Consider the following 13,779-nt stretch of genomic DNA (forward strand, 5'->3'; position numbering starts at 1 on the left):
CCCCGGAGCCCACCACCGGATCGACCCCGGCGCCGGCCAGGCCGCGTCCCCGGCTCCCCCGGGCCGCCCGCACCGCGGACGTCCCCTCGGCGACGAGACCGCGGCGCACCCGCATCCGCTGGTCCGCCGTGTTGAAGGCGGCGTCGACGAGGACCCCGACAACGAAGATAGTGATCATCGAGGCCATCACCCCGACCGTGTCGAGCAGCTCCCGGGAGTTCTGCAGGTCGGCTCCGACCGAAGGATGGCCGGGAACGATGACCAGCAGCTCGCCGGCCATCAGGCTGCGCCAGCAGAACGCCCAGCCCTGCTTCAGGCCCGCCAGCACCGAGGGCAGGGCTGCCGGCGCCACGACGTACCGATACAGGGAGAAGCCGCGCGCACCCATGCTGCGCCCGACCCGCACCAGCAGCGGCGGCACGTAGTCGACGCCGTAGATCACCCCGTTGGCGACCGAGGGCGCGGCCCCGAGCACCACGACGAACATGATCGCCGACTCGCTGAGCTTGAACAGCAGAATGGCCAGCGGAAACCAGACGATGGAGGGCATCGTCTGCAGCGCGGTGATGAACGAGCCGACCGCGGTCCGCAGGATGGTGGAGCGGGAGACCGCGACCCCCACCACGACCCCGATCACGACCGCGAGGGCGTACCCCTCCAGGGCCCGGACCAGCGTGCGTGCCAGGGCGTCCCAGAAGTGGTGGGTACCGAGGCGGCTGCCGAACTCGGACAGGGCCTTGCCCGGTCCGGGCAGCACGTAGGAGGGCTTCCAGCCGCTCCAGACGACGATCTGCCACAGCAGCAGGAACAGGGCGAGGGCGCCGATCTTCGGCCAGGTCGCCGCCCACGTCCGGGCCGCGAGCGGCCGCCGCTGCGCCGTCGGGATGTCGAGCGCGTCGAGGCCGGCGAGCGCCGCGTCCACCTCGAGTCCGGTCTCGGCGTCGAGAGCGGTCGACCGGGTCCGGAGCTGGGTCGAGGTATGGCTGTCAGTGGCCATGCCGGCCGACCTCCTCGCGTAGTCGCGTGGTCACCGTGGTGGCCAGCTCCGCGACCCGGGCGGAGTCGATCCGCCGCGGCCGCTCGATCTCGACATCGAAGATCTCCGCGACCCGCCCGGGCCGGGAGGACAGCAGCACGATGCGGTCGCCGAGCCGGACGGCCTCGCGGACATCGTGGGTGACGAAGATGACTGTGACGCCGGTTTCCCGCCAGATCCGTTCCAGCTCGTCGTGGAGCAGGTCGCGGGTCATCGCGTCGAGGGCGCCGAAGGGCTCGTCCATGCAGAGGATGTCGGCCTCCTGCGCGAACGCGCGGGCCAGACTCACCCGCTGGCGCATGCCCCCGGACAGTTCGTGGGGACGCTTGTCGGCCAGCCCGGCCAGGCGGACCATCGCGAGCAGGCGGTCCACCCGCTCCCGCCGCTCGGCACGGCGGATACCCCGCAGCCGCAGCGGCACCTCGATGTTGCCGCCCGCGGTGAGCCAGGGCAGCAACGCCGAGTCCTGGAACATCATTCCCGCGCGGCGACCGGTGGTGTCCACGGTGCCGGTGGTCGGCGCGTCGAGACCGGCGATCAACCCGAGCAGGGTCGACTTACCGCATCCCGACGCGCCGAGCAGACAGAGGAACTCGCCGGACCGGACGTCCAGGGAAACGTCGTCCAACGCCTGGACGCGGGCGGCGCCGGAGCCGAAGAACCGGCTGACGCCGTCGATGCGCAGTGCGGTGTCGGAGCGGACAGCGGTCACGGATCATTCCCCCGTCGCGGTGAAGACGCACGCCCGGCAAGGGCGCCCGGCGAGTGGATCAGGAGTCGGAGACGGTCGGCTTGCCCTGCTTGGCCAGGATGTCGTTGAGGATCGTGAGATCGAAGATGCCGTCCAGCTTCGGCTTCTTGATCAATCCGAGCTCCTCCTGATGCTTGGCCGACGTGAGCAGGGAGGCAGCAATCGGGTCGGGCGTGAATGTCAGCGTCTTCCACGCCGAGGTCAGGACCTTGTCCGACAGCGGCTTGCCGGCAAGCTTGCCCAGAGCCGTGTTGGTGACCGTCGCACCGGCGTCCCGGTCCGCGTTGAGACCGTTGATCGACGCCACGTTGGCGCTGACGAGCCGGCGGACGATCTCCGGGTTCTTCTTCAGGTAGGCGGTGCGCACCAGCAGCACCGTCGTGACGAACTGGCCCTTGGTCTCGGGCCACTCGTCGGCCTCGTTCACGAGCACCTTGCCGCCCGCGGCGACCAGCCGGGAGGCCGTCGGCTCGGGCACCCACGCGCCGTCGATCGCCTTGTTGGTGAAGGCGTCGACGGTGATGGAGTTGTCCTGCGGCTTGATCGAGACGTCGCCGCCGCCCTGGGTGTCCGTCTTCAGGCCGTTCTTCTTCAGGTAGTAGCGCAGCGCCACGTCCTGGGTGTTGCCGAGGCTCGGCGTCGCGAGCGTGGTGCCCTTGAGCTGCGCCACCGAGGTGATGTCCGGCCGAACCACGAGCGCCGCGCCGCCCGACGTCGCGCCGGAAACGATCCGCACCGCCTCGCCGTTCGACTTGATGAAGCTGTTCACCGCGGGGTTCGGGCCGATGTACCCGGCGTCGAGCGCCCCGGACAGTACGGCCTCGGCCTCCTGCACCCCGGAGTTGAACGTCGAGGTCTTCAGCGTGACGCCGGAGCCGAGTTCCTTGGCGAAGATTCCCTTCTCGACGCCGTAGAGCGCGGGCGCGTGGGTGAGATTCGGGAAGTACCCGAGGCGCAGCGTCCCGCTCACCTGGCCGGGCGTCGTCGCGCCAGCCGATGCGCTGGCGTCATCGCCTGAGCTCGAGCAGCCCACCACCGCCAGTGCCAGCGCCCCGGCGGTGATCAGTGGCGTCATCGCCCGCCACAGTCTGCTCGGCCTCATGAAAACCCCCTCCGCGCAGGCTCGCACCCACGCCATGCAAATCAATCGACGTCATCGGGATGGTTAGCATGCCAGATGCCCCGCATCCTGGCCATGTGCCTTCATCATCTCGACATCGTTCGGTAACAAACGAGGCGAATTTCGGGAGCAATCGCGCCAGAACGGACAGGATTCGATGATGAAACCCTGATCCCCGCGGGCCCGCACGGAACAGGCTGCGGACCAGGTCAGCGGCCTGTTCGCCAGCAAGACGCGGCGGTGCGGACGAGGTCGCGGGCTCAGCGTCGAAGCTCAGTGCGCGGCGGCGGGCAAGCGCGTCAGAACAGGATCGAGGCGAAGGTGCCCAGGCGCTGGAATCCAACCCGCTCGTAGGCTCGGCGGGCAGGGTGGTTGAAGTCGTTGACATAGAGGCTCACCCGCGGGGCGAACGCCTCCCGCGCAAGCGCGACGACGCTGGCGGTGCCGGCCGAACCCAGCCCGCGCCCACGCAGCGCCGGATCAACCCAGACGCCCTGGATCTGGCAGACGTCCCCGGCCACCGCGCCGATCTCGGCCTTGAACAGCACGCGGCCGTCGACGATGTGTGCGAACGAGCGCCGCTGCCCGATGAACTCGGCGACGCGGGCCCGGTAGAGGGCCCCGCCGTCGGCGAGGACCGGGGACACCCCGATCTCCTCGGTGAACATGGCGATGCAGGCCGGCAGCAGGATGTCGAGCTCATCGGGCCGGACGGGACGGACGGCCGGGTCGGGCGCGATGAGCGGCGGCCCGTCGATCACGAGCAGCGGCTGGTCGGACCGAACCTCGCGGGCCCGACCCCAGGTCGGCTCGAGGTGCCGCCACATCGCCATGACCGACGAGGAGACGCCGACGACGGAGGAGCAGCGGCGGCCCTGCCGGCGGGCCCGCTCGGCGAACAGCTTCGCCGAGGCGGGACCCGCCGCCACGGGCCAGAGATTGGCGCCGGAGTAACACACCGCGGCCAGGTGGCCGTCGACCGTGTGACCCCACATCTCCGCGCCGAGCCGCCATGGATCGAGCCCGGCGGCCTCGACGCGGGACGCGACGAACACGTCGGCGACCGGATTACGGGCCAGCAGCTCGCGCACAGCGGGAAGATCCCGATCGTCGAGCAGTCGCGTCGGCGCGGAGCGCAGCGGCAGGCCCATCCGGTCGCGCCGCCTAGCTGACGGTGACCGAAGGCTCGCCGGACGGGGTGCCGTCCGCCGTCATCTCCTCGGCCAGCCGCATGGCTTCCTCGATGAGGGTCTCCACGATCTGCGCCTCGGGCACGGTCTTGACGACCTCGCCCTTGACGAAGATCTGGCCCTTGCCGTTACCGGACGCGACACCGAGGTCGGCCTCTCGTGCCTCACCCGGCCCGTTGACCACGCAGCCCATGACGGCGACGCGCAACGGAACCTCCATGCCTTCGAGACCGGCGCTGACCTGGTTGGCTAGGGTGTAGACATCGACCTGAGCCCGACCGCAGGACGGGCAGGACACGATCTCGAGCTTACGCTGCCGGAGTCCGAGGGACTCCAGGATCGCGGCGCCGACCTTGACCTCCTCGACCGGCGGCGCGGACAGCGAGACCCGGATGGTGTCGCCGATGCCCTCGGCGAGCAGCGCGCCGAAGGCAACCGAGGACTTCACGGTGCCCTGGAAGGCCGGGCCCGCCTCGGTCACGCCGAGGTGCAGGGGGTAGTCGCAGGACTGGGCGAGCAGTCGGTAGGCCTGGATCATCACGACCGGGTCGTGGTGCTTGACCGAGATCTTGATGTCGCGGAAGTCGTGCTCCTCGAACAGCGAGCACTCCCACAGCGCCGACTCGGTGAGCGCCTCCGGCGTGGCCTTGCCGTACTTGGCGAGCAGCCGCTTGTCGAGGGAGCCGGCATTCACCCCGATCCGGATCGGGATGCCGGCGCCCTTCGCCGCGCGGGCGATCTCGCCGACCTTGTCGTCGAACGCCTTGATGTTGCCGGGGTTGACGCGGACCGCCGCGCAGCCGGCGTCGATCGCGGCGAAGACGTACTTGGGCTGGAAGTGGATGTCCGCGATCACCGGAATCGGCGACTTGCGGGCAATGGCCGCAAGCGCGTCGGCGTCGTCCTGGCTGGGGACGGCCACCCGGACGATCTGGCATCCGGACGCGGTGAGCTCGGCGATCTGCTGCAGCGTCGCGTTGACATCCGAGGTCAACGTGGTGCACATCGACTGCACGGAGACCGGAGCGTCACCCCCGACCGGGACGTTGCCCACGTTGATCTGCCGGCTGTGCCGCCGAGTGCCGAGCGGTCGGGCCGGAGCGGCTGGCATGCCCAGAGTAACGGTCACGTTGTCCTCACTGGCGAATCGGAACTGGCGAATCGAAAAAAAGGATCGACGTGCGACTGATTCGGCCTGTCGGCTGCGGGACGCAGGGCAGTAGGGCGCACGGCTTCGCGCAACCGTGCGGGTTCACTGGTTCAGGCGGATCGGATTGAAGATGTCGGCGGACAGGAGGAGCAGGCTGAACCCGAGGAGAACGACAACCGTGGCGTACGTGGCCGGTAAAAGCTTGACGAAATCCACCTTCTGTACCGGACCACGGTAGCCCCGAAGCCTGCGCAGACCGTGTCTGGCCTGCTCAAAGCCCAGCACGGCAATGTGGCCGCCATCCAACGGGAGCAGGGGGAACAGGTTGAAGATGCCGACCGCGAGATTGATCGCGGCCACCAGGATGAGGAACTGGCGCACCCGGTCGAGCACCGAGCTGTCGGGCGCCGAGACGACGTCACCGCCGATGCGCGCCGCACCCACGACGCTGATGAAGCCCTCGGGATCGCGATCGTCGCTGAAGATCTTTCCGATGTCGCCGATCCGGTGGGTCAGGGTGTCGTACATGCCGGTGAACCCGGAGCCGATCACGTCGAAGGTGTGCGGCACGGCCTCGATCGGGTTGTAGTGCACCGTCTCGAGTCCCGGCCGAACGCCGAGCGCGCCGACCCGGTCGCTGCCCGCCTCGCCGGTGGATCGGTTGCGGCGGACCTCGACGAGGTCCGGGCTGAGGGTCAGCGACCGTCCGTCCCGCTCCACCACGAGCGAGGCGGGGCCGGCGCCGTGCTCGCGCACCCGGTGGGTGAAGTCCTTCCAGGTGCGCACCGCGACCCCGTCGAAGCTGACGACCCGGTCACCCGGTCGCAGCCCCGCCGCGGCAGCGGGGCCGGGCCCGGAACAGCTCGCGGTCGTCGCCACGCAACTCGTCGAGCCGATCTTCGATTCGCTGATCTGGGTGGTGCCGAGCGCGACCAGCACCCCGTAGATCAACACGATGGCGATGACGAAGTGCACGAAGGAACCGGCGGACATGACCACCAGCCGGGCTCGGGCCCGGCCGTTGTGGAACGCCCGAGGCTCGTCCGCCGGATCGATCTCCTCCAGCGGCGTCATCCCCTCGATCTTGACGAAGCCGCCGGCGGGGATCGCCTTGATGCCGTACTCGGTCTCGCCGCGCTGGCGGGACCAGATCGTCGGTCCGAAGCCCACGAAGAACTTCGATGCCTTCATGCCGTAGTGCCGAGCGGTGAGGAAGTGACCGCCCTCGTGCAGCACCACGGACACGAGCAGCGCTGCGGCGAACGCCACGATGCCGAGAATCGCCATCAGGCCGGCCCCCGCCCGGTGGGACACCGCTCGGGGGCGCCCGGATGGGCCCTGGCACCCCGCGAACGGCCACGCCCGGCCCGACCCGGGCGGATCATCCCGATCCCGGCTCGGTGGCCGGCCGGGTGGGATCCACCGCCCACCCCGGGCAGAGCGTGATTCACACCGATTCCCGTTCGCTCTCGCGCCGGATCAACCGCTGCGCCGCGTCGCGCGCGGCCCGCTCGGTGGCGAACACCTCGTCGAGCGACGGGTGATCGACGACTGCGTGTTCGGCGATGACCTCGGCCACCAGATCGACGATACGGACGAAGGGCAGGCGTCCGGCCAGGAAGGCGGCCACCGCCTCCTCGTTGGCCGCATTGAACACCGCGGGAGCGGTACCGCCCCGGCGACCGGCCGTGCGCGCGAGCTCCACGGCCGGGAACGCCACCTCGTCAAGCGGTTCGAAGGTGAGCGCCTGGGCCCGGGTCCAGTCCATCGGCGGCTGTGCCTCGGCTACCCGCTCCGGCCAGCCCAGGGCCAGCGCGATGGGCAGGCGCATGTCGGGCGGCGAGACCTGGGCCAGGGTGGACCCGTCGGTGAACTCGACCATCGAGTGCACCAGCGACTGGGGGTGCACGACGACGTCGATGTCGTCGTAGGGCACCCCGAAGAACAGGTGCGCCTCGATCAGCTCCAGACCCTTGTTCATCAGGGTGGCGGAGTTGATCGTGACAAACGGACCCATGTCCCAGGTGGGATGGGCCAGCGCCTGCTGCGGGGTGACGGCGGCGAGTTCGTCGCGGCGGCGCCCGCGGAACGGGCCGCCGCTGGCCGTGAGGACCAGCTTGCGTACCTCGTCCCGGCGGCCGCCGCGCAGGCACTGCGCCAGTGCGGAGTGTTCGGAGTCCACCGGGACGAGGCGGTCCGGGTCGCCGCCGAGCGCGTCCAGGACCAGGGGACCCCCGGCGACCAGCGACTCCTTGTTCGCCAGCGCCACCGTCCGGCCGGCGGCCAGCGCGGCGAGCGTCGGCGCGAGTCCGACCGACCCGGTGATGCCGTTGAGAACAATGTCACAGGGCCACTCGGCGATCTCGCTCGCCGCATCGGGCCCGGCCAGGATCTTCGGCACGGCGAACTCGCCCCGGCGGTAGCCCCGCCGCGTCGCCTCCGCAAAGAAGGCGAGCTGCAGGTCCTGGGCCGCCGATGCCGCCGCCACGCCGACCGCCTGGACACCGAGATCGAGCGCCTGGCTTGCCAGCAGGTCCACCCGGGACCCGCCACCCATCAGCGCAACCACCCGGAAGCGCTGCGGATTGCGGCGTACGACGTCTATGGCCTGGGTTCCGATCGAGCCCGTGGACCCGAGCAGAACAACTTCACGCAGGTTCGAAGCCTCCACCACACCTCCATTCTCTCAGGCCCGTCGACGCCTCGGCGCCGCCCTGTTCGGTTCATGACAGGTGCCACCCGTAGATGTGCAATGGGTCTGACGGCCACTACCTTTTGTGACCTCATCCTCTCCCCGTCGACGCGAGGTCGACCTCAACCCGGCAGGGTCGCCGGTCTCGCACCCAACCGGGGGAGCTCATCCGTCCGACGCCGCCGGCGAGGGCGACCCGGTCGCCGAGGGTGACGCCGACGGCACGGGAGTTCCCGTCCCGCCCGTGCCGGCGCCCGGGCTCGCACTCGTCGACGGCGATGCGCTCGCCGCCGCCGACGGCGTGGCCGAACCAGCCGTGGCGGGGGGCGAGCCACTCGGGGCGGGCGGGCCGGGCAACGGGAGCGCCCCACCCGAGCCCGGCGTCCCCGCGCCGCCGCCGCCGTCCCCGGACGTGGGGGTGTAGCCGAAGTAGGTCAACGCCACGATGGTGGCGCTGAAGGCGTCCGAGGTCGGTCCCAACGCCGGTCGGGCCTGCGCGCCGGGCCAGGTGTGTCCGGCCCCCTGCATGGACAGCAATCCGACGTCGCGCCCGTTCGGGCAGCCGGTCCACACGGTGCGCTGCCAGGCGGCGGTGTCCCGGGAGGCCTGGCTGGCGCCGCTGCACCGCAGGGCGGAGGCGTAGCGGGCCAGCCGGTCGGGCGTCGACTGGGCGACCACCCCGGCGAACGGTGCCGGACGGGGGGCACCACCGCCGTCGAACGGCGCGATCTGGTCGGCCGTCCCGTGGATCTCGAGCAGGTTCGTGGTGGGCGCCGCGCAGGAGGTGGGCAGCACGCTCGAGCCGACCGTGACTGCCGCCGCGAACCTGCCCGGCAACGCGCAGGCCGCAGTGAGCACCATGTTCGCGCCGTCCGCATAACCCACGGCGAAGATGCGCTTCGCGTCGAGGCACATGCGACCCGTGAGCTCGTTGAGCAGCGTCCCCGCGAACATCACGTCGTCGGGGCCGACCGCGGCGGCGCGGGGAAAGTTCCACCGATCCTGCGCGCCGATCGGCGCTGCGACCGCGAAGCCGGCCCTGGTGCCCTGGTCGGCGAGCCGGGTGTAGGCCTCCAGATCGTCGGTGCTCTGCCCGAGATCGTGGAAGGTAAGGATCAGTGGGAGCTCCCGGGCCGGCGATCCCGCGGTGGGAACCGCCAGGACGTAGGTGCGGTCGACGCCGCCGACCCGCAGCGTGCGGGTACTCACCCCGGACGGCAGGGTCTTGCCGGTGACGCACCCGCTGGGCGGCGGGGCGGGAACGGTGGGCGTCGGCGACACCGAGACGGCCGCCACGCGCGGCTGGTGCCCACCGGCGGGGCCCACCGCGGAGGACGGCCCCGACGCGTGCTCCGGACCCGGATCCCGCGAGATGGCGTACCACAGCAGAAGCAGGAGCACGCCGACCGCAGCCGTGATCGGCAACCAGACTGTGTTCGTGGTTCGCGCCCGATGCCGAAGAGAACCGCGCCGCCGGCTCGCCGGACTACCGAAGGACACGGCTGCCGTGCACAGGCGAGCCGCTCACCGCGCCGGCGGCCTCGACGGGCTTCCCAGACTCGACCGACTCCCCGGACGAGACGGGCTTCCCGGACGTGACGGGCACACCAGACGTGACGGGCTCCGCGGACGTGACGGGCTCCGCGGACTCGACGGGCCTGGCGGATTCGGCCCGTCCGGCCCGTCCGGCCCGACCGGCCGGCTCGGCGGCGAGCTGACCACAGGCCGCCGCTATCTCCCGACCGCGGGTGTCGCGCACGGTGGTGGCGATCCCCCGCTCCCGCAGCCGGCGGACGAACGCCCGCTGACCGGCGGGCGCACTGGCCTGCCAGGACGAGCCCTCCGTCGGGTTCAGCGGAATGAGATTGACATGCGCCAGGCGGCCGGTGAGCAGAGTGGCGAGCGCGTCGGCGCGGGCCACATCGTCGTTAACCCCGTCGATCAGCGCGTACTCGATACTCACCCGCCGACCGGTGACCTCGGCATACTCCCAGGCAGCGGCGAGCACCTCGGCCACTGGCCACCGTGTGTTGACAGGTACCAGCTCGTCGCGTAGCTCGTCGTCCGGAGCGTGCAGCGAAACCGCCAGGGTCACCGGCAGGCCCTCGCCGGCCAGCCGGCGCATCGCCGGTACGAGTCCGACGGTGCTGACCGTCAGCCCACGCGCGGACAGCCCCAGCCCCTCGGGCGGCGGCGAGATCAGGCGGCGCACCGCCGCGGTCACCGCGGTGTAGTTCGCCAGCGGCTCACCCATGCCCATGAAGACCACATTGGACAGGCGGCCGGCCCCGCCGGCCAACTCCTGGCGGCGCAGTACGCGAGCCGCGTGCACGACCTGTTCGACGATCTCCGCCGTCGACAGGTTACGGGTCAGCCCCCCCTGACCGGTGGCGCAGAACGGGCAGCCCATGCCACAACCCGCCTGGCTGGACACGCAGACCGTCGCGCGATCCGGATACCTCATGATCACCGACTCGAGCAGCGCGCCGTCCGCAGTCCGCCACGCAGTCTTCCGAGTCAGGCCATCGTCGCAGCTCAGCGTCCGGGCGGGCACCAGCAGCCGGGGCAACAGCGCCTCAAGGAGCGGGCCACGGGCATCCTCCGGCAGATCGGTCATCGCGTCGGTCTCGTCGGCGTCGACCAGCCGGACGAAGTAGTGGCGCGACACCTGATCGGCGCGGAAGGCGGGCTGGCCCAACGAGACCGCGACCTCGCGGCGTTCGTCCCGGGAAAGGTCTGCCAGGTGCCGCGCGGGCCGCGCGGGCCGCCGGGTCAGGGACAGGCGGACCTGCCGGCCGGTCCCGGCGGACACCGGGCCGTCCGGGGATTCGGATTCGGCGGTCATGGGAGTCATCGCGGCTCCAGTCTGCCAGGAGGCCGCCGCCTAGACGAATGGGGCGATCGCCCGCGCGGGCGGCCCGCACCGCCCGGCGCCCCCGACCAGGGCAGCACCACCGCCTGCCTCGGCCGGGCCACCGGCCCGGTCGAGGCAGGAAGCTCAGGTCTCGCGGCGGCGGCTCGTCCGTGCGGACGGCTGCTCAGTCGAGGAAGGCGGTGAGCAGCAACCAGGCGACCGGAGCGGTGCACAGCAACGAGTCCAGGCGGTCCATCACACCGCCGTGACCAGGCAGCAGATTGCTCATGTCCTTGATGCCGATGTCCCGCTTGAGCAGCGACTCGCCCAGGTCTCCGATCGTCGCCGTGCAGGCGGTCGCGAGGCCGATCAGGATCCCCTGCCACACGTGCGCCCCCAGTGGCCAGGCGAGCAGGATCCCCGCCACCAGCACGCAGCCCGCCGCGGAGCCCGCGAACCCCTCCCACGACTTGCCGGGGGACACGCTCGGGGCCATCTTGTGGCGCCCCCCGGAGAGGACCCCCGCGGTGTAGCCGCCGACGTCGCTGGCCACGACTGTGGCCAGGAAGGCCAGGGCCCGCCAGCTACCGTCGGATGGTTCGGTCAGCAATGCCGCGAAGCCCGCCGGAAAACCCACGTATCCGGCGACGAAGGCGATGCCGCCCACGTCCCGGACCAGCCCCTCGGCCGGCCCGGCGGCTCGCACCGCAACCCCGGCGCCGACGGTGGCGGCGAGCGTCAGCAGCAGGCCGGTCGTCCCCTCGGCGTAGGCCACCGCCGGCATCGCGAGCGCCCCGGCGACCAGCGGCACGGGCGGCACCCGCACTCCGGTGAGCCAGACCGCCCGGATCACCTCCCAGGTTCCCAGGGCGACAGCGGCGCTGATGACGCCGACGAACGCCGCCCGCACGGTGAACAGCGGGACGAGAATGGCCGCGCCGAGCAGGACGCCGACCGCGATCGCGGCCGGCAGATTGCGGCCCGCTCGGGAACGGCGCGGTGGGACCTCAGCGGCCCCGGGAACGCCGGCAGCGACCCCGTTCGCTTCGGCGCTTCCGGCTGGCCCGCCGTCAACCACGGCGCGGCCGTCGACTGCCGTCATGGATGCCTGTATCTCGGCTATATCGACTATCTCGGCTATCTAGACAGAGGCGGACAGGACCGACACGCATGCCCCGCCGTCGTCCCTCGCACACCGCCACAATCATCTGACTCGCATCGCAGGGTGGGCGGGCCGCGCCGGCTCCGGGGGCGAAGATGGTCAGACCGACAGCAGGTCCGTCTCTTTGAGGCGGAGCAGCTCATCGACCTGCCCGACGTAACGGTGGGTCGCCTCGTCGAGGTCCTTTTCGCCGCGCCTGCCCTCGTCCTCGCCGGCATCGCCGTCCCGGACAATGCGGTCGATCGCGTCCTTGGCGTGACGCCGGACATTACGGATGCTGACCCGAGCCTCCTCCGCCTTGGAGCGGGCGACCTTGACCAGGTCGCGGCGCCGCTGCTCGGACAGCTCCGGGAAGACGATACGGATGATCGTGCCGTCGTTGCTCGGGTTGACCCCCAGGTCGGAGTCACGCACCGCCTTCTCGATCGAGGACAGCGACGACTTGTCGTACGGAGTGATGATCACCATGCGCGGCTCGGGGATGTGAAAGGACGCGAGTTGCTGCACCGGCGTCGGCGCGCCGTAGTAGTCAACCACGATCTTGGAGAAGACCGCGGGCGTGATGCGGCCGGTGCGGATGTTCGCGAAGTCCTCCTTGGCGACCGAGACGGCCTTCTCCATCTTCTCCTCGGCATCGAGAAGTGTGTCGTCGATCACCGCGTTTCCTTCCATCCGCTCTGACTCGCCGGCATCCGTCCGGCTCCAACAGCAGCCTCCCGGCCGGCCGCCCCCGAACCCGGCCGCTTTTCCGAACACGGCCGCCTTCCGACCGGCGGAATGACACGTGCGGCCCGTGGGCGCCGGGGCCCGACCCCGTCGATGATCGCACAGCCGTGTCGAGCAGTGTCCCGCACGAACTCGCCCCCGCGGAGCCCGGGGGGACGCGCCACGCCGAACATGTCGAACCGTCGTGTTGCCGTCCCGTTACGTGACACCGGGCGTCATCGCGGCGCCCCCGGCCAACGCGAAAGAGGCGGGCGGCCCCTGACCGCCCGCCGTCCCGTGGTCCTGCGCTCAGGCCTGCCGGATGTTGAACCGGGAGAACCGGCCGACCTCGATCTTCTCGCCAAGTGAGGCACCCGCCTGGTCGAGCATGACTCGAATGGTCACCTTGCCGTCCTTCACCCACGGCTGGTCCAGCAGCACGCTGAGCTTGATGTAGCCGTTGACCCGACCATCAACGATCTTCGCTATCGCCTGCTCGGGCTTGCCCTCCTCGCGGGCGGCAGCCTCGTAGATCTTGCGCTCGGCCTCGAGCACCTCGTTGGGGATCTGGTCCGCGGTGACGTACAGCGGGTCCGCAGCCGCGATGTGCTGGGCGAGGTCCCGGGCGAGCTGCTTGAAATCATCGGTCTTCGCCACGAAGTCCGTCTCGCAGCGCAGCTCGACGAGCACCCCTAGGGTCGGGGGCAACTGCGGGTCCGTCCGGTGCAGGTAGGACTCGACCAGGCCGTTGGCGGCGCTGCGCGTCGCGCGCTTGGCGACCTGAGCCTTGCCCTTCTCCCGCAGCCAGGACTTCGCCTTCTCGAAGTCGCCGTCGTTGTCGACCAGCGCCTTCTTGACGTCGCTCATCCCGGCTCCGGTGAGCTCCCGGAGCTTGCGGATGTCGGCGGCTGTGATGTCTGCCATGGTGCTCTTCTCGTCGTTATCGGTCTGGATGCTGTCGTTGTCCTAGCGGCGTGGCGCGGCACGAGGGCCACCAGCGGCCGGCTGTCGCCGCTGGTACCCCGCCCTCGGACCCGCCGACCGGAACCCTGCGGCCCGCAGGTCGGCGGGCTCCCCCGCGTCAGCGGTCGTGCGCCGCCTGCCCGGACCGCCACGAGT

The 13,779-nt window shown here is 70.9% G+C and carries 12 protein-coding genes; all 12 read right to left on the bottom strand.

Annotated elements, in window-relative coordinates; translation table 11 throughout:
* A partial coding sequence (locus tag ND748_RS13710; protein ID WP_251746188.1) for an ABC transporter permease occupies positions 1–997 on the bottom strand: 997 nt, incomplete at its 3' end.
* Positions 987–1,748, bottom strand: a complete 762-nt coding sequence (locus ND748_RS13715) for an ABC transporter ATP-binding protein (RefSeq protein ID WP_251746189.1) — start codon at positions 1,746–1,748, stop codon at positions 987–989. The genes ND748_RS13715 and ND748_RS13710, both read right to left, overlap by 11 nt.
* 58 nt (positions 1,749–1,806) lie before the next feature.
* Positions 1,807–2,889: an ABC transporter substrate-binding protein gene (locus tag ND748_RS13720; protein WP_251746190.1), complete on the bottom strand. Its 1,083-nt coding sequence runs from the start codon at positions 2,887–2,889 to the stop codon at positions 1,807–1,809.
* A 317-nt stretch (positions 2,890–3,206) separates the two neighbouring features.
* Positions 3,207–4,058, bottom strand: coding sequence for a DUF4081 domain-containing GNAT family N-acetyltransferase (locus ND748_RS13725; RefSeq protein WP_251746191.1), 852 nt, complete (start codon positions 4,056–4,058; stop codon positions 3,207–3,209).
* 13 nt (positions 4,059–4,071) lie between these two features.
* Positions 4,072–5,226 (bottom strand): flavodoxin-dependent (E)-4-hydroxy-3-methylbut-2-enyl-diphosphate synthase, encoded by a 1,155-nt coding sequence (gene ispG, locus ND748_RS13730; RefSeq protein WP_251746192.1) that lies wholly within the window; start codon positions 5,224–5,226, stop codon positions 4,072–4,074.
* A 123-nt stretch (positions 5,227–5,349) separates the two neighbouring features.
* Positions 5,350–6,534, bottom strand: a complete 1,185-nt coding sequence (locus ND748_RS13735; RefSeq protein ID WP_251746193.1) for an RIP metalloprotease — start codon at positions 6,532–6,534, stop codon at positions 5,350–5,352.
* A 160-nt stretch (positions 6,535–6,694) separates the two neighbouring features.
* A complete protein-coding gene (gene dxr, locus ND748_RS13740; RefSeq protein WP_251746194.1) occupies positions 6,695–7,918 on the bottom strand; it encodes a 1-deoxy-D-xylulose-5-phosphate reductoisomerase in 1,224 nt (407 codons plus the stop codon).
* Between the two features lie 186 nt (positions 7,919–8,104).
* Complete coding sequence (locus ND748_RS13745; protein ID WP_251746195.1) at positions 8,105–9,340, bottom strand: PHB depolymerase family esterase; 1,236 nt, start codon at positions 9,338–9,340, stop codon at positions 8,105–8,107.
* A gap of 85 nt (positions 9,341–9,425) precedes the next feature.
* Positions 9,426–10,793 (bottom strand): 23S rRNA (adenine(2503)-C(2))-methyltransferase RlmN, encoded by a 1,368-nt coding sequence (rlmN, locus tag ND748_RS13750; protein ID WP_251746196.1) that lies wholly within the window; start codon positions 10,791–10,793, stop codon positions 9,426–9,428.
* 184 nt (positions 10,794–10,977) lie between these two features.
* Positions 10,978–11,895 carry a phosphatidate cytidylyltransferase gene (locus tag ND748_RS13755; protein ID WP_251746197.1) on the bottom strand — a complete coding sequence of 306 codons (918 nt, stop codon included), beginning with the start codon at positions 11,893–11,895 and terminating at the stop codon, positions 10,978–10,980.
* A gap of 159 nt (positions 11,896–12,054) precedes the next feature.
* Positions 12,055–12,612, bottom strand: a complete 558-nt coding sequence (gene frr / locus ND748_RS13760) for a ribosome recycling factor (RefSeq protein ID WP_251746198.1) — start codon at positions 12,610–12,612, stop codon at positions 12,055–12,057.
* 357 nt (positions 12,613–12,969) lie between these two features.
* Complete coding sequence (locus tag ND748_RS13765; protein ID WP_251746199.1) at positions 12,970–13,584, bottom strand: translation elongation factor Ts; 615 nt, start codon at positions 13,582–13,584, stop codon at positions 12,970–12,972.
* Positions 13,585–13,779 lie beyond the last annotated feature (195 nt).

The organism is Frankia sp. AiPs1 (assembly GCF_023716945.1).
Lineage (GTDB): Bacteria > Actinomycetota > Actinomycetes > Frankiales > Frankiaceae > Frankia.